Annotated in this window: 22 protein-coding genes and 1 tRNA gene; 12 read left to right on the top strand and 11 right to left on the bottom strand. The window is 70.2% G+C overall.

The window, feature by feature from the left end:
- Nucleotides 1–22: 22 nt before the first annotated feature.
- Together OVA17_RS03095 and OVA17_RS03090 are read right to left on the bottom strand one after the other, a co-directional pair.
- Nucleotides 23–553, bottom strand: coding sequence for a hypothetical protein (locus tag OVA17_RS03095; RefSeq protein WP_267788104.1), 531 nt, complete (start codon nucleotides 551–553; stop codon nucleotides 23–25).
- A gap of 2 nt (nucleotides 554–555) precedes the next feature.
- Complete coding sequence (locus OVA17_RS03090) at nucleotides 556–966, bottom strand: DUF4383 domain-containing protein (RefSeq protein WP_103205818.1); 411 nt, start codon at nucleotides 964–966, stop codon at nucleotides 556–558.
- Between the two features lie 288 nt (nucleotides 967–1254).
- Here OVA17_RS03090 and OVA17_RS03085 point away from each other — a divergent pair, with 288 nt between their 5' ends.
- Together OVA17_RS03085 and OVA17_RS03080 are read left to right on the top strand one after the other, a co-directional pair.
- Nucleotides 1255–1893: an asparagine synthase gene (locus tag OVA17_RS03085; RefSeq protein ID WP_210072924.1), complete on the top strand. Its 639-nt coding sequence runs from the start codon at nucleotides 1255–1257 to the stop codon at nucleotides 1891–1893.
- Nucleotides 1894–1947: 54 nt separating this feature from the next.
- On the top strand, nucleotides 1948–2157 hold the full coding sequence (locus tag OVA17_RS03080; protein WP_267788102.1) for a hypothetical protein: 210 nt from the start codon (nucleotides 1948–1950) through the stop codon (nucleotides 2155–2157).
- A 98-nt stretch (nucleotides 2158–2255) separates the two neighbouring features.
- Here OVA17_RS03080 and OVA17_RS03075 read toward each other — a convergent pair.
- Nucleotides 2256–2328 (bottom strand) — tRNA-Arg (locus OVA17_RS03075).
- A gap of 150 nt (nucleotides 2329–2478) precedes the next feature.
- Here OVA17_RS03075 and OVA17_RS03070 point away from each other — a divergent pair.
- Nucleotides 2479–3975: an L-serine ammonia-lyase, iron-sulfur-dependent, subunit alpha gene (locus OVA17_RS03070; RefSeq protein ID WP_267788100.1), complete on the top strand. Its 1497-nt coding sequence runs from the start codon at nucleotides 2479–2481 to the stop codon at nucleotides 3973–3975.
- 15 nt (nucleotides 3976–3990) lie between these two features.
- Here OVA17_RS03070 and OVA17_RS03065 read toward each other — a convergent pair whose 3' ends face one another.
- Together OVA17_RS03065 and OVA17_RS03060 are read right to left on the bottom strand one after the other, a co-directional pair.
- Entirely contained in the window at nucleotides 3991–4422 is a 432-nt protein-coding gene (locus tag OVA17_RS03065; protein ID WP_210073036.1) for a MarR family winged helix-turn-helix transcriptional regulator, read from the bottom strand.
- 233 nt (nucleotides 4423–4655) lie between these two features.
- On the bottom strand, nucleotides 4656–5276 hold the full coding sequence (locus tag OVA17_RS03060) for a histidine phosphatase family protein (RefSeq protein ID WP_267788099.1): 621 nt from the start codon (nucleotides 5274–5276) through the stop codon (nucleotides 4656–4658).
- Nucleotides 5277–5604: 328 nt separating this feature from the next.
- Between OVA17_RS03060 and OVA17_RS03055 the strand changes: the two genes are divergently transcribed.
- Nucleotides 5605–7029 carry an HNH endonuclease signature motif containing protein gene (locus tag OVA17_RS03055; protein WP_267788098.1) on the top strand — a complete coding sequence of 475 codons (1425 nt, stop codon included), beginning with the start codon at nucleotides 5605–5607 and terminating at the stop codon, nucleotides 7027–7029.
- On the opposite strand, the gene OVA17_RS03050 is transcribed toward OVA17_RS03055, so the two are convergent.
- The gene (locus tag OVA17_RS03050) at nucleotides 6939–7502 is read right to left on the bottom strand and encodes a GNAT family N-acetyltransferase (protein ID WP_324289910.1); all 564 of its coding nucleotides are present in this window, start codon (nucleotides 7500–7502) and stop codon (nucleotides 6939–6941) included. The two genes, OVA17_RS03055 and OVA17_RS03050, sit on opposite strands and share 91 nt — an antisense overlap.
- A gap of 66 nt (nucleotides 7503–7568) precedes the next feature.
- On the opposite strand from OVA17_RS03050, the gene OVA17_RS03045 reads away from it, so the two are divergent.
- From OVA17_RS03045 to OVA17_RS03035, 3 genes are all read left to right on the top strand, one after another.
- Nucleotides 7569–8378: a Cof-type HAD-IIB family hydrolase gene (locus OVA17_RS03045; protein WP_267788097.1), complete on the top strand. Its 810-nt coding sequence runs from the start codon at nucleotides 7569–7571 to the stop codon at nucleotides 8376–8378.
- A gap of 175 nt (nucleotides 8379–8553) precedes the next feature.
- The gene (locus tag OVA17_RS03040; protein ID WP_267788096.1) at nucleotides 8554–10005 is read left to right on the top strand and encodes an amino acid permease; all 1452 of its coding nucleotides are present in this window, start codon (nucleotides 8554–8556) and stop codon (nucleotides 10003–10005) included.
- Between the two features lie 118 nt (nucleotides 10006–10123).
- On the top strand, nucleotides 10124–11551 hold the full coding sequence (locus OVA17_RS03035; protein WP_267788095.1) for a flavin monoamine oxidase family protein: 1428 nt from the start codon (nucleotides 10124–10126) through the stop codon (nucleotides 11549–11551).
- On the opposite strand, the gene OVA17_RS03030 is transcribed toward OVA17_RS03035, so the two are convergent.
- Together OVA17_RS03030 and OVA17_RS03025 are read right to left on the bottom strand one after the other, a co-directional pair.
- Nucleotides 11451–12314: a sulfurtransferase gene (locus OVA17_RS03030; protein WP_267788094.1), complete on the bottom strand. Its 864-nt coding sequence runs from the start codon at nucleotides 12312–12314 to the stop codon at nucleotides 11451–11453. The two genes, OVA17_RS03035 and OVA17_RS03030, sit on opposite strands and share 101 nt — an antisense overlap.
- Nucleotides 12315–12318: 4 nt before the next feature.
- On the bottom strand, nucleotides 12319–12807 hold the full coding sequence (locus OVA17_RS03025) for a DUF4188 domain-containing protein (RefSeq protein WP_267788093.1): 489 nt from the start codon (nucleotides 12805–12807) through the stop codon (nucleotides 12319–12321).
- A 95-nt stretch (nucleotides 12808–12902) separates the two neighbouring features.
- On the opposite strand from OVA17_RS03025, the gene OVA17_RS03020 reads away from it, so the two are divergent.
- The 3 genes from OVA17_RS03020 to OVA17_RS03005 are packed head-to-tail and all read left to right on the top strand — an operon-like array spanning nucleotide 12903 to nucleotide 14531.
- Entirely contained in the window at nucleotides 12903–13517 is a 615-nt protein-coding gene (locus tag OVA17_RS03020) for a MerR family transcriptional regulator (RefSeq protein ID WP_267788092.1), read from the top strand.
- A gap of 46 nt (nucleotides 13518–13563) precedes the next feature.
- Nucleotides 13564–14409, top strand: a complete 846-nt coding sequence (locus OVA17_RS16375) for a GNAT family N-acetyltransferase (RefSeq protein ID WP_324289909.1) — start codon at nucleotides 13564–13566, stop codon at nucleotides 14407–14409.
- Complete coding sequence (locus OVA17_RS03005) at nucleotides 14406–14531, top strand: hypothetical protein (RefSeq protein ID WP_267788091.1); 126 nt, start codon at nucleotides 14406–14408, stop codon at nucleotides 14529–14531. Before OVA17_RS16375 ends, OVA17_RS03005 begins: the two co-directional genes overlap by 4 nt.
- Nucleotides 14532–14656: 125 nt before the next feature.
- On the opposite strand, the gene OVA17_RS03000 is transcribed toward OVA17_RS03005, so the two are convergent.
- The 3 genes from OVA17_RS03000 to OVA17_RS02990 all read right to left on the bottom strand — a co-directional run bounded on the left by OVA17_RS03000 (nucleotide 14657) and on the right by OVA17_RS02990 (nucleotide 16753).
- Nucleotides 14657–14878 carry a hypothetical protein gene (locus OVA17_RS03000; RefSeq protein WP_267788090.1) on the bottom strand — a complete coding sequence of 74 codons (222 nt, stop codon included), beginning with the start codon at nucleotides 14876–14878 and terminating at the stop codon, nucleotides 14657–14659.
- A gap of 104 nt (nucleotides 14879–14982) precedes the next feature.
- Nucleotides 14983–15972: a DNA-3-methyladenine glycosylase family protein gene (locus OVA17_RS02995; RefSeq protein WP_267788089.1), complete on the bottom strand. Its 990-nt coding sequence runs from the start codon at nucleotides 15970–15972 to the stop codon at nucleotides 14983–14985.
- A gap of 61 nt (nucleotides 15973–16033) precedes the next feature.
- Nucleotides 16034–16753: a winged helix-turn-helix domain-containing protein gene (locus tag OVA17_RS02990; protein ID WP_267788087.1), complete on the bottom strand. Its 720-nt coding sequence runs from the start codon at nucleotides 16751–16753 to the stop codon at nucleotides 16034–16036.
- A gap of 436 nt (nucleotides 16754–17189) precedes the next feature.
- Here OVA17_RS02990 and OVA17_RS02985 point away from each other — a divergent pair, with 436 nt between their 5' ends.
- Together OVA17_RS02985 and OVA17_RS02980 are read left to right on the top strand one after the other, a co-directional pair.
- Nucleotides 17190–17489 (top strand): GNAT family N-acetyltransferase, encoded by a 300-nt coding sequence (locus tag OVA17_RS02985; RefSeq protein WP_116239305.1) that lies wholly within the window; start codon nucleotides 17190–17192, stop codon nucleotides 17487–17489.
- Between the two features lie 91 nt (nucleotides 17490–17580).
- Nucleotides 17581–17790, top strand: a complete 210-nt coding sequence (locus OVA17_RS02980; protein WP_103205833.1) for a hypothetical protein — start codon at nucleotides 17581–17583, stop codon at nucleotides 17788–17790.
- The last annotated feature ends 1 nt before the right edge of the window (nucleotide 17791 follow it).

Here is a 17791-nt window from a genome sequence, read left to right as displayed (position 1 = left end):
CGGGTGGGCTCCGTGAGAGGGATCAGTGTCCCTCGTGCGAGATGACGGGAACGGTGCCGTCGTCGCGCAGGAGGACGGCGTTCTGCGTGGCCCCGAGAGCGGGGGTGACGACCACGGCGATGACCGCAGCGGCGACGAGCAGTCCGACGACGCTCATCGGCTGGGCGGTGCGCGTCGGATTCGGACCGCGGCTCACTCGGCGAAGATGAACGGCCGCGGTGGCACCCACGACGACGAGCAGGGCGCACGCAGCCGTGACGCCGAGGATGCTCGTGTGAGCGGGAGCTGCGAACATCAGGCCCGCCGTGAGGGCGAGGGCGACGAGCGCTCCCGCCAACGTGATGCGGGGGACGACGAGACGGCCCGTCGACAGCGTGGCCGCTCCCCACGCGAGGCAGGCCAGACCGAGGACCACCATCCCGATCCCGAGGCCGCTTGCGACGGCCCCGGAATCGGGACGGATGATGGCACCCGCGCCGAGGGCGGCGGTGATGAGACCGGCCCCCCACGCGGATACGGAGGGCCACGACCTCACGAAGGTCGCAGCAGTCATGCTCAGACCGCCGCGGTACGCGGGACGTTGCGCTCGGTGCCGAGGCCGACACCCAGCAGCACGACGGCGCTGGCGAGGTGGAGGAAGTGGTCGGGCACGTTCAGCGCGAGGATGTTCGCGGCGGTGCCCACGAGGAAGAAGCCCACGATGCCGAGGAGCAGGTAGACGGCGCCGACGGTCGTGTTGACGCCCTTCGCTGCGCGAGCGTTGGCGAGACCGGCGACCAGCAGTGCGGCACCGATCAGGAGGTGGGCGATGTTGTGGAGCGGGTTGACCTCGAAGATGCCGAGGAGCAGTCCGCCCTGTGTGGCGATGAAACCGACCCCGCCGGTGACGGCGAAGCCGAGCAGACCGACGAGCAGGTAGACAGCGCCGAAGACGGTGGCCACGAGACGGTTGGGTGATGAGCTCATGATGAACCTCCCAGAGTGTTGGCAGCGACCGTCCGGCCGCCTCATCACATCTTCGGAGACAACGCTCGATTCGGATTGGGCTTTGCGCACACCTGGGTGTTTCCTGTATGCATCCGGAAATGACAGAAGGCCCCCGAGTACTCTCCGAGGCCCTCCGCAACAAAACCGACCATAGGCAGTCCCGCCGCGCGGATGGAGGGGATTGCATTCGGGTCGTTGTTCACTTAGAGGCGAAGCTCACCTGAGCGATCGGTGCGCCCCGGACGATAGCCTGGACGGGGAGGTCACGTGGGGCGCACGAAGGAGGCCATCGCCGAGGGGCTGTCGATCGCGACAGCCGCGGCGCGGCTCGCCGTGCGCAACCGGATCCTCGTCGACACCATCGCCCGCGGGGGCCACTTCGACGGCGAGGTCTTCGCCGAGCTGGCCCGCGAGACGCTGCGCTCCCTCGCCGACGAGCAGGACCAGGCGGCGGAGCGGGTCACCCATCAGCGCAAGCGCGCGTGGGGCCGGTTCTCGGATTCGTCGGGCACCCACGATTACCGCGACCGTGACACGCGCAACCTGCGTCGTCGTGCCAAGCAGTCCCGCGGTGTCGCCAAGGAGCTGCGCGCCCTCGCCGACGATCCCGAGCGGGTCAAGGTCCTGGTCGCCGACGCCCGTATCGCGGCGTGGGGCGACGTCGAGGCGAACCTCAGCCAGCGTCTCGACGTCGAGGGCATGACCGCGGACGCCGATCCGGATTACGCCCGAATGCGCAAGGCGCGCATGGACGCGCTCCGCATGGTCGACCTCGCGCGTCTCGCCTCGCAGGCGAAACGTCGAGCGAAGGACCGGGCTGCTGCCGACGAGGCGGGGGCGACGAAAGATTCACCCGAGCCCGAGACGCACAAGGGCGGCAAGAAGAAGAAGTCCGCCGCGCGCTGACCCCGGTTCCGCGCGCGCCCGGGGTAGCCTCGGCGCCAACGGAAGGCGGATGCCATGGCACGACGACGATTGGGACGCGCGAAGCGCGTCGCTCGGCCGGGGTACGCCCTGGTCGCGGTGAGTGCACGCGACGCGAACGGCTTCGTGCACCACTACGACGAGATCGAGACGCCGCTCGGTTCCCTCCACGAGGCCGTCGCGATCCTTCAGCTGCACTCGACCGCGATGGATGCGGCCCATGCGGAGGAGGCGGCCTCGGCCTGAGGTCCCGCGGACCGGCTGGGTTGTCGGCATCCGGGCAGAGAAAAAGCCCCGGCGGAATCTTTTCACGCCGGGGCTTCTCTTACTGTCTCAACACAGTGTGCGCCCGAAGGGACTCGAACCCCTAACCTTCTGATCCGTAGTCAGATGCTCTATCCATTGAGCTACGGGCGCAGGGCCTCCGCGCGAAACGGCGCGCAGGCCGTGGTCCAGCATAGCCGGACCCATCGGAGACGTCTAATCGGCCCGGAACGGCGTGCATCCCGGGCGTGGCGCAGTGGTGACGAGCAGGTGTCGCGACGGGGCGCGACGTACGCTGGCCGCATGAGCGCATACACCTCCGCGTTCGAGCTGTTCTCCATCGGGATCGGACCCTCGAGCTCCCACACCGTCGGCCCCATGAAGGCCGCCCTCCATTTCGTCGCGAGACTCGAGGATGCCGGCGTCCTCGAGCGGGTGGCATCCGTCTCGTGCGCGCTGTACGGCTCGCTCGGAGCGACCGGCATCGGCCACGGCACCCCCGACGCGGTCGTCGCGGGCCTGCAGGGGCTGGACCCCGAGACCGTCGATCCGGATGCCGTCCGGCGGGCGTGGTCGGACTGGCCCGAGGGGCAGAGTCTGGCGCTCTCGGGCCGGCACGAGATCCCGTTCGGCAAGACCGACATCGCCCTCGAGCCGCGCACCCGACTGCCCGGCCACCCGAACGCGATGACGCTCGTCGCGCGCGACGGGGACGGCGCCGTCGTTTCGGAGGACACGTTCTACTCGATCGGCGGCGGCTTCATCCGTCGCGAGGGCGAGCCCGCGCGCGTGGCCGCGACACCGGTGCCGCTCGACTTCGACGACGCGGCGACCCTCATCGAACTGTGCGACGAGCGCGGCATCACGATCGCCGAGGCGGCACGCCTGAACGAAGCCGCGCTCCGCTCCGACGAGGAGATCGCGGCCGGGTTGGATCGCATCTGGGATGCCATGGCGGCGTGCGTGAACGCCGGGCTCGAGAACGATGGTGTGCTGCCCGGCATCCTGAAGGTGAAAAGGCGAGCCGCGGTCATCCGGGGCCAGCTTGATGCCATCGAGGCCGAGGGGCACCGAGAGCTTCCGGGGGAGTGGCTGGGCGCTTTCGCGCTCGCGGTCAACGAGGAGAACGCGGCCGGTGGGCGCGTCGTCACGGCCCCCACCAACGGTGCCGCGGGGATTCTGCCCGCGGTGGCGATGTACTGGTGGCGGTTCTTGGCCGACTCGGGTCTCGGTGCCGGCAACGCGGTCACGCCCTACGGCGAGCTCGTGGGCAGTGCGCTGCTCGGCTACGACGGGCACGCGGTGACGCGCGGCGAAGTGGCGGGATGGGACGACGGTGACGTGGCCGAGGCCAACCGCCGACGCGGTATCCGCCGGTTCCTCCTCACCGCGACGGCGCTGGGGTCGCTCTTCAAGGCCAACGCGTCGATCTCCGGCGCCGAGGGCGGGTGCCAGGCGGAGGTCGGCTCGGCGTGCGCGATGGCCGCCGGGGGCCTCACCGCGGTGATGGGCGGGACGAACCGGCAGATCGAGAACGCCGCCGAGATCGCGATGGAGCATCACCTCGGGCTCACGTGCGACCCGGTGGGCGGCCTCGTGCAGATCCCCTGCATCGAGCGCAACGCGATCGCCGCATCCACGGCCGTGACGGCGGCGCGGCTCGCGCTGCGGGGCGACGGGTCGCACTATGTGTCGCTGGATGCCGTGGTCGAGACGATGCGTCAGACCGGTATCGACATGTCGACGAAGTACAAGGAGACCAGCGAGGGCGGCCTGGCGGTGAACGTCATCGAGTGCTGAGGCGCCGGCTCGGGGTCAGTCTCGCCCGCGCAGCTTCGCGGTGAGGGTGTGCAGCTGAGCGAGCTCGTCGTTGTCGAGGCGGGCCATGCGCTCGGCGATCGACCGACCGTGCGCCGCGGCGAGGCGGCGGAAGGCGACGGCCCCGTCCTCGGTGGCGGTGACCAGGGATCCGCGGCCGTCCTCGGGGTCGGCGCACTTGGTCAGCAGACCCCGTGACACCATGCGCTCGACCAGGCGCGAGACGCTGGGCTGGCTGATGAGCATGTTGCCGGTCACGTCGCGCAAACGCGCCGTCATGCGGGGCGCCCGCGTGACGGTGAGGAGCACGTCGTACTCGGCCTGGGTCAGTTCGGTGCTGTCGAAATCCGACCGGATGTCTTCGAAGACTTCGTGCTGAGCGCGAAAGAGGCTCTCCCAGGCCTGCACGGCGAGACGGCGATCGGTCATACGTTCAGCGTAGGGCCGTCGGCGACCCGTTCGCCGCGCGTGCCGAGCAAGAGTAAGGGCCGGTCGGAGAGGCTTCCGACCGACCCTTGTCCCTGCACCAAGAGTGTCCTGCAATCACATGTCGGTAGCTGCCACAGCAAAACAACTACCGTGCATGCACTCTATAACGGTGAGGTAACGGAGGGGAAGAGGGTGTCGTTATATTTTCGTGATCACTTTCGAGCGGTCCGACCTCAGCGGCCGCGCACGTGATTCCACTGCGTGATGACCTCGGAGCCGTGCTCGAAACCGAGCTCACTGACGGCGGAGGTTCCCAGCACGAAATACCGGCCGCCCGCGGCCGTCAGGCCCAGCCATGTGCCGGCGAGGGCGCGGAGGAAGTGCGCGTGCGAGAACACCAGCACCTGTTCTCCCGCGCGCACGCGCGGGCGCAGGTCGTCGAGGAGGGATTCGGCGCGAGCCGTGACCTGTTCCACCGTCTCGCCCGGGGTGGCGCCGGCGGGGGCGCCCGCCTGCCAGATCGTCCACGGGCGGCCCAGCTGCTCGACGATCTCCGGCGTGGTCAGTCCCTCGTACGCGCCGTAATCCCACTCGACGAGGCGCGGCTCCGGCTGCGCGTCGGGGTAGCCCGCACGACGGGCGGTCTCGACGGCGCGCTGCAGGGGGCTCGTGAGCACGAGGTCGTAACGGCGGGTCGCCAGGAGGGTGCCCGCCAGCTCGGCCTTGTAGGCGCCCGTCTCGGTGAGGGGGATGTCGGTGAGGCCGGTGTGCTTGCCGGTGCGGCTCCACTCGGTTTCGCCGTGGCGGACGAGCACGAGGCGCCCGTCGGGTTCGGTCAGATCGTCGTCCTTCACGTCTTCATCCTGCCTCGTGGGCGTCCGCAGGGGGCATCCGACGGCGAGGAACGGACGAAGGGCCGGTCGGGAGATTCCCGACCGGCCCTTTCCTGCACCAGAGTGTCCTGCAATCACATGTCGGTAGTCGCCACAGCAAAACAACTACCGTGCGAGCACTCTATAACGGTGAGGTAACGGGGTGGAAGCGGTTCGTCGGCGTTCATTTCTCTTTCATAGGTCGCGTTCGTAGGGGCTCCTTCCTCCCCAGCTGCGGCGTCTCGCGATCCCTCCCCACAAAGCCCCTTCCGGCTCAGAGGATGTCGGAGGTGCTCGCTAGCATGCACACATGCACTCGCCGACGCCCGATCCCGCCGAATCCGCGGGTTCGGGCGTGCGCGAGGCACTCGTGGCCGAGGCCCTCGCTGCCGATGCCGCCCTCGCCGCGGCCGAGGCTCGGCGCACGCGGGCATATGCCGCTCTCGGTCAATACGGTCTGACGCGCGCCGCCGAGCAAAGGGCGTCGGTGCGGGCGTCCGACATGGCGATGAGAGAGATCGCGTCGGAGGTGGCCGCGATGAAGCACCTCTCCGACCGGACGGTGCAGACGCACATCGGTCGAGCGCTGCAGCTCGTCGACGACTACCCGACGGTCGTCGACGCCTGGGAGGCTGGTGCGCTCACCCGAGCCCATGTGCGTGTCGTGACGGATGCCGGAGCCGCCCTCCCCGAAGATCGTGTGCCGGAGTTCGACGCGCTCGCCGCGAGGCTCGCCGCCGAGCTCAGCCCCGGGCGGTTGCGCTCGCGGTTGGCCGCGCTCGCCGAGAAGCTCAACCCGACGACGCTGACCGAGCGGCACCAGCGGGGCCGCGAGACAAGGTGCGTCCGCGTGGTGCCGGGTGTGGACGGCATGTCCGACCTCATCGCGACCCTTCCTACCGTGCTCGCGGTGGGGATCTACGACCGGCTGACGCTGCAGAGTCGCGCTCTGATCGACGCGCGAGAAAGCGGCGGGCTGCGGGGTATGAGCGGCGCGGCGGCGGCCGGGCTGCCCGCCGGGTCGGCCGCAGATGCGACCGCCGTGCCGTCCTCCGGGCCCGCCGCCGCGGCATCCGCTCTCGACGAACGCACGACCGATCAGCTGCGCGCCGACATCCTGGCCGATCTGCTCCTCGCCGCCGCTCCGGTTGCCGACCCCACGCGCTCCGGGGACGGCCCCGGTGTACTCGGCGCAATCCGCGCCCGCGTGCAGGTCGTCGTGCCGGCCCTGTCGATGCTGCGGCCCGAAGAGGAAAGCCTCGACCCCGCGGAACTCGTCGGTCACGGTCCCATCGATGCCGAGACCGCCCGCAGCCTCGCCGCATCCACGACCGTTCCGTGGGACCGTGTCATCACCCACCCGATCTCGGGATGCGTGCTCTTCACCGACACGTACCAGCGGTCTTCGGCAATCGACCGCCACCTCCGCGCCCGCGACCGGCGCTGCCGGTGGCCCGGTTGCGCCGTCCCCGCCGCGCGGTGCGAGGTCGATCACACCATCGATTGGGCGTCGGGGGGAACCACTCGCGTCGACAACCTCGCCCACCTCTGCCAACGGCATCACTCGCAGAAGCAATTCACCCGCTGGAAGGTGTCGCAGAGAGCGGGCGGGATCCTGGAATGGACCTCTCCGTCCGGTCGTGTCTACGCGGACGAACCGCTGCCGTACGCGCCCGCCGTGCGATTTCTGCCCGACGATCCCTCGCCGCCCGACGACGAGCCAGCTCCGTTTTGAGAAGTGCCGTCGAACTCGCCCAGGGCCAGCGGGCGCGACCAGGCCATCTCGCGCTCGAGCTGGCCCGTGCTCCGGAACAAGCGCACCTGATGGGTGTCAGCCAGCACCGCGGCCAAATCGTCACGATCGGCGGGGTGAAATCCCACGCTCTGCCAGAAGGGCCCCGAACGACGGCTGAACAACCATGCGCGCGAAGCCCCCTCCTCGGCGGCCCGCGCGAGAGCGAAGCGTGCCAGGCCGGTGCCGCGCCCCCGAGAACGCCCTTCCGGGATGACCGCCACGCTGCGGATGAGGGCGTGACGGCCGTCGCCGCTCAGCTCGTACCCGGTGCTGCCGACCACGGCGCCGGCGGGGTCGCGCTCGACCCACAGGCGGACGCCCGCCGCATCGAGACCGCTCAGGGTGAGATCGACGCCCCCGAGGAAGTGCGTCAACGCTCCGACGTCATCCGGTCGGCACCGTTCGAGGCTCATTCTCTGAGTCAATCAGCCCTCCCGCCGAGCGCGAACCGCGCGCCGCCCGCCTGGGAGGATGGGACCGTGACCCACGACATCCGCCTCATCGCCGTCGACATGGACGGCACCCTGCTCGATGGCGAGGGGAACGTCCCTGCGCCCCTGTGGGAGCTCCTGCCGCGGCTGGCGGAGCGCGGCGTCGCCTTCGTTCCCGCCTCGGGGCGGCAGCTCGCCACACTGCAGCGCTCGTTCGGCGACGCGGCCGGCGAGATGACGTTCATCGCCGAGAACGGTGCCTACGTCGTGAGCGAGGGCGTCGAGGTGTCATCCGACACCATCGATCGCGAGATCGTCGAACGCGTCATCCGGCACCTTCGCGACCTCGTTCAGCGGGGGTTCGATCTGGGCGTCGTGCTGTGCGGAAAGCGTTCGGCGTACATCGAGCGCAGAGACGATGCCTTCCGTGCCGAGGCCGACACGTACTACGCGGCTCTCGAAGCCGTCGATGACGTGCTCGCGGTCGACGACGACGTTCTGAAGATCGCGATCTACGATTTCGCCGTCGCCGAGCACAGCGTCGCGCCCGCCCTCGAAGAGGTCGCCCGCACGCACCGGGTCGTGGTGTCGGGGCGCCACTGGGTCGACATCATGAACCTCGACGTCGACAAGGGTGCGGCCCTGCGCCGCCTGCAGCACGCGCTCGACGTGACGCCGGCACAGACGGCCGCGTTCGGCGACTACCTGAACGACCTTGAGATGCTGGATGCCGCGGACTGGTCGTACGCGATGCGCGAGGCCCACCCCGAGGTCGTCGCCCGCGCCCGCTACCGCGCTCCCTCGAACCTCGACCACGGCGTGCTCACCACGATCGACGAGCTGTTCCCCGACGCCTGAGCGCTCGGGCACCCGGCGCCTTCCGCGCCGTCGCGAGGTCGGGGAGGGTCTCGGCGGGGTCTTCGAGCTCCACCGGCGGGCGGAGGTGCCCGATGAGCGTCGCCAGCGGTCATGAACTACTCTGACCTGCGGTCGCCCGAAACACGCGGGCTCGACGACGAATGCGAGAAGCCCCATGAACCGACCCTCGGGTCCCTCCGTCGAGACCGCCGGGTCGTCCGAGCCGCGGCAGCTCCGCCGGGCGATGAGCGCTCGGCACCTCGTCATGATCGCTCTCGGCGGTGTCATCGGGTCGGGGCTGTTCCTCAGCTCGGGATACACGATCGCGCAGGCGGGTCCGCTGGGCGCCGTGCTCGCGTACCTGCTCGGCGCGTTCGTCGTGTGGCTGGTCATGGTGTGCCTGGGTGAGCTCGCGGTGACCTATCCCGTCTCGGGCTCGATCCATATCTACGCGGCCCGCACCATGGGACCCGCGACCGGCTTCGCCACGGCATGGCTGTACTGGCTGTGCTGGGTGGTCGCTCTCGGCTCGGAGTTCACGGCATCCGGGATCCTCATGCAGCGATGGTTCCCGAACGTCGACGTGTGGGTGTGGTGCGTCGTCTTCGCCGCCATCCTGTTCACCCTCAACGCGATCTCGGCCCGCGTGTTCGGCGAGACGGAGTTCTGGTTCGCCCTCGTCAAGGTGCTCGCGATCGTGGCGCTCATCGTCCTCGGCGGCATGGCGATCTTCGGCTTCACCCCGCTGTCGTCCGAGCCGCACGAGGCGGTGCTGCTGAGCAACTTCGTCACGCCCGAGGGGCTGCTGCCCGCCGGTCTCGGCGGGGTGCTCATCACCTCGCTCGCGGTGTTCTACGCCTTCAGCGGCGCCGAGATCGTCGGAGTCGCGGCGGGGGAGACCAAGGATCCGGCCCGCAACATCCCCCGGGCCCTGCGTTCGACCGTGCTGCGCTTGCTCGTGCTGTTCGTCGGCTCGATCGTCGTCATCGCCGCGCTCCTTCCGTACGACAAGGCGGGAGTGAGCGAGAGCCCGTTCGTCGAGGTCTTCGACATCGTGGGCGTGCCCTACGCCGCCGACATCATGAACTTCGTCGTCATCACCGCCCTGCTCTCGGTCGGCAATAGCGGGCTGTACTCGTGCGCGCGCATGCTGTTCTCCCTCGCCGAAGAGGGGTACGCGCCGCGCGCCTTCACGAAGCTCACGCGCCGTGGCATCCCGATGGTGGCGCTGCTGGTCAGCCTCGCGATCGGACTGGTGTCGCTCGTGACGAGCGTCGTCGCCGCCGAGACGGTGTACATCGTGCTCGTCTCGATCGCCGGCTTCGCGGCGGTGGCGGTGTGGATGGCGATCGTCGCCGCGCAATTCTTCCACCGGCGCCAGTTCCTGCGCGAGGGCGGCGACCTGTCGACCCTCGCCTACCGCACGCCGATGTACCCGCTGGTGCCGATCCTCGCGTTCGTGCTGCTCACCGCGTCGATCGTGGCGATCGCGTTCGACCCGAACCAGGTCGCGGCGCTGTACTTCGGCATCCCGTTCGTGGGCCTGTGCTACCTGTTCTTCTGGCTGCGGTACGGACGCAAGGGCCTCACCCCCACGCGCCGCGACGAAGAGGCGCCCCTCGCCTGAGTCGAGACGGGCTGTACGCGGCGTCTAGTCCGCCCGCTCCCGAGCGCCGGAATGGCGGATGCCGGGACCCCGCCGCCCGCAGTAACGTCGCCGCAACACCGAGCACGCGGGAGGGCCCATGGAAACCGTCGATACCGTCGTCGTCGGGGCGGGGGTGTCGGGGCTCGCCGCCGCTCGCCTGATCGCGCGGGGTGGACGCCGGGTCGTCGTGCTCGAGGCCCGCGACCGCGTGGGCGGACGCGTCTTCACCGACCGCTCCGGCGGGCACGTCACCGACCGCGGCGCCTCGTGGATCCACGGCATCGTCGACAGCCCGGTCGCCGAGGCCGCCCGAGCCTTCGGCATGCCGATGGTCGAGTTCACCGTCGGCGGGTACCAGCCCGATTCCCGGCCCCTCGCCTACTTCGACGCCCACGGAAAGCGACTCGGCTCCGAGGCGGTGCGGCAGTACGCGGCCGACATCCGCGCGCTCAACGCGACGCTGATCGAGGTCATCGGCCGGGCGGAGCCCGAGGCGACCTATGCCGAGGCGGTCGAGCGGGCTCTCGCCGCGCAGGACTGGACGGACGAACGCAAAGAACGCGTGCGCGAGTACAACGACCGCCGGGCCCAGGAGCAGTACGGCACCGGCATGAGCGAGCTCGGTGCGCACGGCCTCGACGACGACACCGTCAATGGCGACGAAGTGGTCTTTCCCCGCGGCTACGACGAACTCGCGACCCATCTCGCCGCGGGCCTCGACGTACGCCTCGAGCACGTCGTGTCGCGCGTCCAGCGTTCGAGCGCCGGCGTCGTGGTCGAGACGGATCGCGGAGCCTTCTCGGCGCGCGAGGTGGTCGTGACGGTCCCGGTCGGAGTCCTTCACGCGGGCGATCTGTCGATCGAGCCCCCTCTCCCCGGAGCGCCTCGGCGAGCCCTCGGGCTGCTTCGCATGAACGCGTTCGAGAAGGTCGTGCTGCGCTTCGCCGAACGGTTCTGGGATGCCGGGGTGTACGGCATCCGTCAGCTCGGCGACGAGGGGGAGTGGTGGCACTCCTGGTACGACCTCGGCCGGCTCCACGACGAGCCCGCTCTGCTGACCTTCGCGGCCGGTCCCGCCGCGGTCGCTACGCGCACTTGGACCGATGACGAGATCGTCGCCTCGACGATGGTCCAGTTGCGCCGGCTCTACGGCGATGCCGTTCCCGAGCCCGAGAGCGCGGTCGTCACGCGCTGGCAGGACGATCCCTTCTCGCGCGGGTCGTACGCGTTCATGCTCCCCGGTTCCGTCGGAGCCGACCACGACGATCTCGCCGAGCCCATCGACGGCGTCCTGCACCTCGCCGGGGAGGCGACCTGGGGCGACGACCCCGCGACGGTCCCCGGCGCGCTGCTCTCGGGGCACCGGGCGGCGCAGAACGTGCTCGGCGCCGAGATCCCCGTCAGCGACCTCTGGGCCGAGGCCGTCAGCGCGGGTCGGGTCCCGTCGCGACCGGGAGCTCGGGGTGGTTCGACCACTGGCTCCACGAGCCCGGGAACAGCCGCGGTTCGAAGCCCGCGAGGCTGAGCGCGACGGCCTGGTGCGCGGCGGTCACTCCCGAGCCGCAGTAAACGCCGACGCTCGCGCCCTCCCGGGCGCCGAGCATGCGGAATCGCGACCGCAGGTCGTCGGGCGAGCGGAACCGTCCGTCGTCGCTCACGTTCTCGGTGGTCGGCGCGCTCACCGCTCCCGGGACGTGTCCTGCCCGAGGATCGATCGGCTCGGTCTCCCCGCGGTACCGCTCGCCGGCTCGCGCGTCGAGAAGGAGTCCGTCGACCGCGAATCCGGCGACGTCCTCGAGTGCGAGCGACGGCAGAGCCCCGTAGGAGAGCTCGACGGATCCGGGCGCGGGGGCTTCGGCATCCCCTTCCTCCAACCGATGGCCCGCATCGGTCCATGCGCGCAGGGCGCCGTCGAGCAGACGCACGTCGGCGAACCCGGCGTAGCGCAGGAGCCACCAGGCCCGGGCGCTCGCCATGTTCTTCGCGTCGTCGTAGACCACGACGGTGTCGCCGGGATCGATTCCCCAGCGGCGGGCCGTCGCCTGCAGATCGTCGATGGAGGGGAGCGGATGCCGCCCCTCGGTGACGGGAGCGTCATGGTCGGCGAGGTCGTGATTGAGGGCGACGTACAGCGCCCCGGGGATGTGGCCCGAGCGGTAGTCCGGGCGCCCGTCGGGGCGGTCGAGGCGCCACCGCACGTCGAGCAGGCGGACGGGTCCACCGTCGTCGTAGCGGCCGGTGGCCAGGGCGTCGTGCAACTCTTCGGCGGTGGTGAGGATCGCGGCCATGCGTTCAGTCTGCCGTCTCGCCGTCCGTGGCGCCGCTCCGGGTTCGTCCGTCGGCGACCCGGGCCTGCGCCCGGTCGTGACGCGAGGCCACGGGGACGATCATGGTCGCCTTTGGAAGGCCCATGGGCGGGGTGGCGACGTAGATGGTCTCGGCGCGTTCGACGACGTGTGTCTCGTGCCAGATGCCGACGGCGCCGGGCGCCGAGCGGGCACGCTTGTTGAAGCGCGTCCACGCCGGCCGGTGTTCCTGCGACGGCGCCGACGCGTAGGCATAGAGCTTGTCGAGCGACGACCAGTACTGCACGAGGTAGGGCCCGCGAGAGCCGAGCAGCATCGTGAACCCGAGCAGCCCCGACTCGGGGTCGGTGGCCAGCTCGGTCAGCATCTTGGGCATGTCGCTCATCAGCGGCATCCACTGGTCTGGTCTCCACCACTTGTTGATGGTCATGCCGATGTGGAAGACGACGAGCTCGTCGTCCCACTGATGGGTCATTCGGCCGGGATGAATAGCTGGCATGGCTCGTCCTCACTGGATAGTGTCACTATCCAGTGTTAGATAAAGTGACTATCCAGTCAAGAGGGGGGTGCATGCGGATCTCGGAACTGGCGGAACGCAGCGGAGTGCCCGTCGCCACGATCAAGTACTACCTCCGCGAGAAGGTCCTGCCCGAGGGGGAACGGTCGTCGCCGACGCAGGCGTCGTACGGCGAGGCGCACCTCCGGCGTCTCGGGGTCATCCGCGCCCTGGTCGATGCAGGAGTCGGCATCGCGGGGGTGCGCAGGGTCGTCGCCGTTCTCGAAGACCCGCCCGAGAACCCCTACGACCTGCTCGGCGCCGCCAACGCCGCAGTCACGCCGGCCTTTCCGGAGGGCATGGACCTGCGCGAGGCGAACGCGCTGCTGACGCGGATGGGGGGATCGCCGCAAGCGTGTTTCCCCGACCAGGTCGCGGCCGTCGCCCACGCGCTCTCCGCTCTCGAGCGAGCGGGCTTCACGGTGCCGCCGTCCGTCATGGATGCCTACCTCGAGCACTTGTCTGCCCTCGCCGAGGCCGAATTGGCTGCAACTCCCGACACCTCGCTCGAGGATGCCGTGCGTTATGTCGTGCTGGGAACGGCGCTCGTCGAGCCACTCATCCTCGCCCTGCGGCGCGCGGCCGAGCAGATCGCGGCCTCGCGACGCTTCGGGGCGCCAGGGGACTAGGCGCGGGCCGGGATCGAGCGCCGCGCCGGCGTTGTACGGTCGAGGGATGCCCGTCACCGTGCACCGTTCGCCCGTCGCCGACATGGCCCCGCTGACGCTCTACCGCATCCTGTGGATGCGTGTGGCTGTGTTCGTCGTCGAGCAGGAGGCCGCGTACCCCGAGATCGACGGGCGCGACATCGAGCCCGGTGCGGAGCTGTTCTGGGCGGCGGACGGCGACGACGTCCTCGCCACGCTCCGCGTGCTCCGCGAGCCCGCCAATACACGCATCGGACGCGTCGCCACCGCTCCCGAAGCTCGAGGCCGCGGCATCGCCGCCGACCTCATGCGCGCGGCGATCGAACTCCTGGATGCCGAGGCCCCCGGCATCCCGATCCTGCTCGATGCCCAGGCCCACCTCGCATCCTGGTACGGGAGGTTCGGTTTCGTCGTCTCGGGAGCGCCCTTCGCCGAGGACGGGATCCCGCACGTGCCCATGCGGCGCACGCACCTCGCCACCGAGCGCCTGGTCCTGCGGGAGTGGACGCGCTCCGACGACGATCGAGCCTTCCTCTTCGACATGTACCGCCGGCCCGAGGTGCGGCAGTACCTCGGCAACGGTCGGGTCATGGCGGATCCGGTCGAGGTCGACGGCCTGCTCGACCGCTGGCAAGGGCTCGGCGAGGGGATCCTCGGCGTGCGGGCCGTCGAGACCGCCGGCGGTGAGCGGGTCGGCTCGGTGCTGCTGAAGCGCATTCCGTGGTCGAAGACCGTCGCGGGCGGTCGCGACGAGGAGATCGAGATCGGCTGGCACCTCCATCCCGATGCGTGGCGACACGGGTACGCGACCGAGTCGGCAGGCGCGGTGCTCTCCCTGGCTCATCGGCACGGGATCGATCGGGTCATCGCGTGACCAACCCGGCGAACACCGCCTCCGGCGGCGTGGCCGAGCGCATCGGTATGGGCGCCGAGGGCGTGACGCGGGACTACTACGACGCGACGTGCAAGCTCTACGTCTCGGACGGGCGCGTGTAGGGTCGTCTTCCCGCCGGTCGAGAAGCAGGCCTCGAGCGGCCCGAGGACCTCGCCGACGCTCGACGACGTCTTCGGGACTCCCCATCGAGGACCGTATCCGCCGGCGGTGTCCTACCGGTGAGACCTCAGAGCTGGATGCCGTTGTCTTCGTCGTTCACGCCGACATTGCGGCCGCGACTCGATTCGTAGGCGATCAGCCACCCGACCGACACCGCGGCGGCGATGACCATGCCGAGCCAGATGTTCTGCCAGACCAGGCCGAACAGCACGCCCAGACCGAGCAGCAGCAGACTCCCGAGCACCCAATAGGTGCGTCCGCGCGGCCAGCCCGTTCCTGTCTGCATCATGCGCCCCAGCCTAGGGGAGGGCTTCGTCGCCCTCGCCGACGGTGCCCATGCAGACGCGATCCTGAGGCGATCGACCAGAGTCACCGGCGCGGTGGACGACGACCTCAACGGTCGCGGTGGTCTTCGGGATGAAGGCGCGGGCCGCGGCGCGGCTCGAGCGCCGATCCGGCGTAGATGAGACGGATGACGCGCTGACGGTGCCCCGCGAAGGGTTCGAGCAACTCGAGCATGCCGTCGTCGTCGGTGCGATGCCCCGTGAGGGCGAAACCCACCTGGTGCGCGAGATGGTAGTCGCCGACGCTCACGGCATCCGGATCGCCGAAAGCGCGGATGCGCGTCTCGGCACTCGTCCAGATGCCCACCCCGCGCAGGCTGATGAAGACGCGGTCGCGGGCCTCGCCGTCGGAGGCCGCGCTCGCCGCGCGCACGATCGAGGCGCCTCGACGCGACGTCTCGACGATGGTGCGGGACTGCGGCGGCTCGAGACCGGCGCGATGCCACGCCCACGAGGGGACGAGTCGCCAGCCGTCGATGTCGGGCGGGGCGAACATGGGGCGCGGGGTCGGCCCGGGGGCGCGCTCGCCGTACCAGGTGACGATGCTCCGCCAGGCGGAGAAGGCCTGCAGGCTCGTGACCTTCTGCTCCATGATCGCGCTGACGAGCGCGTCGAAGACGAGATCGGTCCGGCCGATGCGCAGATCGGGGTGCCGGCGATGCCACTCGGAGACGGACGGATGCCGCGACGCGTCGAACCCGTCGGGATCGTCGTCGCGGCCGCACAGGGCGGGCAGCTGGTCGAGGGCCCACTCGGATCCCGCTCCCCACGCGGCGGCGCGAACGGTGCCGTTCGCCGTCTGTCGCAGGGCGACGGTCGCGACTCCCATCGGGGTGCGGCTGGCCCTCCAGACGATGCCTCCTGCCGAGAGGGGAAGCGATGCGGCGAAAGTGGGGTCGTTTCGTCCGTGACGCTGTGCGAGGACCGCACGACCCACATCCGTGGGTACTGCCGGCCGGTACTCCGACTCGATCGGCTTCTCGACCGGGCCGCCGAGCTCGCGCGACGCGTGCCGCGTGCGCACCCCGGTCGATCTCATGCCGTCACCCTACGTCGCCCCACCGACATCGCGGCATCCGGGCGACCGGTCGGGCCGTCGCTCAGAAGCGGTCGGGCGAAGGCGTTCCGTGGCCGTAGCGGATCGACACGTCGGCGTGACGGTCGAAGCGGTACCCGACGCCGCGCACGGTGCGCACGATGTCCTCGTACACGCCGAGCTTGGCGCGCAGACGCCGCACGTGCACGTCGATGGTGCGCTCGCCCGGGGCGTCGTCGTCGGTCGAGCCCTCCCACAGCGAGGCCACGAGCTCGGTGCGCTCGATCGTGCGGCCCTCGCGGAGCACGAGGTACTGCAGCAGCTCGAACTCCTTGAACGTGAAGGCGGCAGACTCGCCGTCGATGAGCACGCGCTTGCGCGAGATGTCGACCACGACGCCGCCGGGCGCGCGATCCTCCTCGGCGGGCTCGTCCTTCGTGCGGGCGACAGCGGACGGCTCGTGCAGCGCGAGGCGCACGACGTCGACATCGCGGCCGCCCGAGCCGACGGGGGCGAGGGCGACCGTGGCGTAGGTCTCGGCGGCGGGGGCCAGCTCGCCGAGAGTGCGACGCAGGGCCTCGACGAGGGTTCCGAGGCTGACGCCCGCGGCGGCGGCCTTCGCCTCGTCGATGCCGACGTACAGAGCGAATCCGCGCGGGGCGGTCGTCGCGGGAGCGGCGGGGCGCGGGGCGGGTGCTGCCGGGCTGGCCGCGGCCGGGGTTGCGGCGCGGGCGGCGAGGGGGCGGATGGCGGCGGGGCGGTCGAGAACAGCGGAGATCGACATGAGGAGAAAGTCCTTGAGAGTGTGAACCCGGGCGTCAGACACAGCGGGGTTCGACGGGAGGTAGAGGCCGAGGGGCCGGAGCGCGGTGACCGGAGTGCGCGTGATCGACGCGGACGTCAGGAGACCGGGGGATGACGTCGGTGTTCAGAAACCGAGGTGATCCGGGCGAGGGTCGCTGTTAGCGGCACATTCGACAACACATCGCAACGCGGCCGGGCATCATCATGCCGGCAGTCCTGTTCGCCTCCCGGGCGGACAGAGAACGCGCGTTGAGAGTCATGGGGGGATTATGACGCAGGACGTCGGACTTCGTCAAATCGCACGAGGTGTTCGAGTATGGAGCATCCTGCTCAGATCGGATGGCTTCCAGAGGCCTCGGACCGTGCAATCTGCGCTAACGGAGCCAGGGGGTCGTCATCGGCGTAGCCTCTCGACCATGGCCGATCTGCTTTTCGCCGACGACAAGACCGCGTCCCGCTACACCCTGCACAACGGGGACGACCTCGTCTCCGTGCTCGACTACCGCGACGACGGACGCACCGTCGCTCTCACGCGCGCGTTCACCATCCCCACCTTCCGCGGCCACGGGTACGCGGCCGTGATCACGGAGCGGGCGGTCGATGCGATCGAGGCGGCGGGCGACCGTGAGATCCTGCCCGTCTGCTGGTACGTGGGGGAGTGGTTCGAGTCGCACCCCGAGCGCGCGGGCCTGCTGCACCAGCGCCCCGCGGGCTGAATCCGGCGCCTACGCAGCCCGTGCGCGGTCGTCAACCCCTGCCCGGTCGGATGCCGGTGAGACGAAGCTGTATCCGGAGAAAGGGGAAGTCATGACAGACGACCGCGACCTGCCCGAGGGCGTCATCGACGCCGACCCCGCCGGTGGCTGGGAGAGCGGCGCCGTCGCAGACGGCGAGACCGCAGAACAGAACGAGCACGCGAAGGGCTCGCCGCGACTGAACGACGCGGAGCCCTCGGACCCCATCGAGGGGGATGCCGCCAGCCAGGGCATCGACCCCGATCTGAGCACGGAGGACTGAC

The sequence above is a fragment of the Microbacterium sp. SL75 genome (assembly GCF_026625865.1).
Classification (GTDB): Bacteria; Actinomycetota; Actinomycetes; order Actinomycetales; family Microbacteriaceae; genus Microbacterium.
This window is presented reverse-complemented; position numbering and strand designations above follow the sequence as displayed.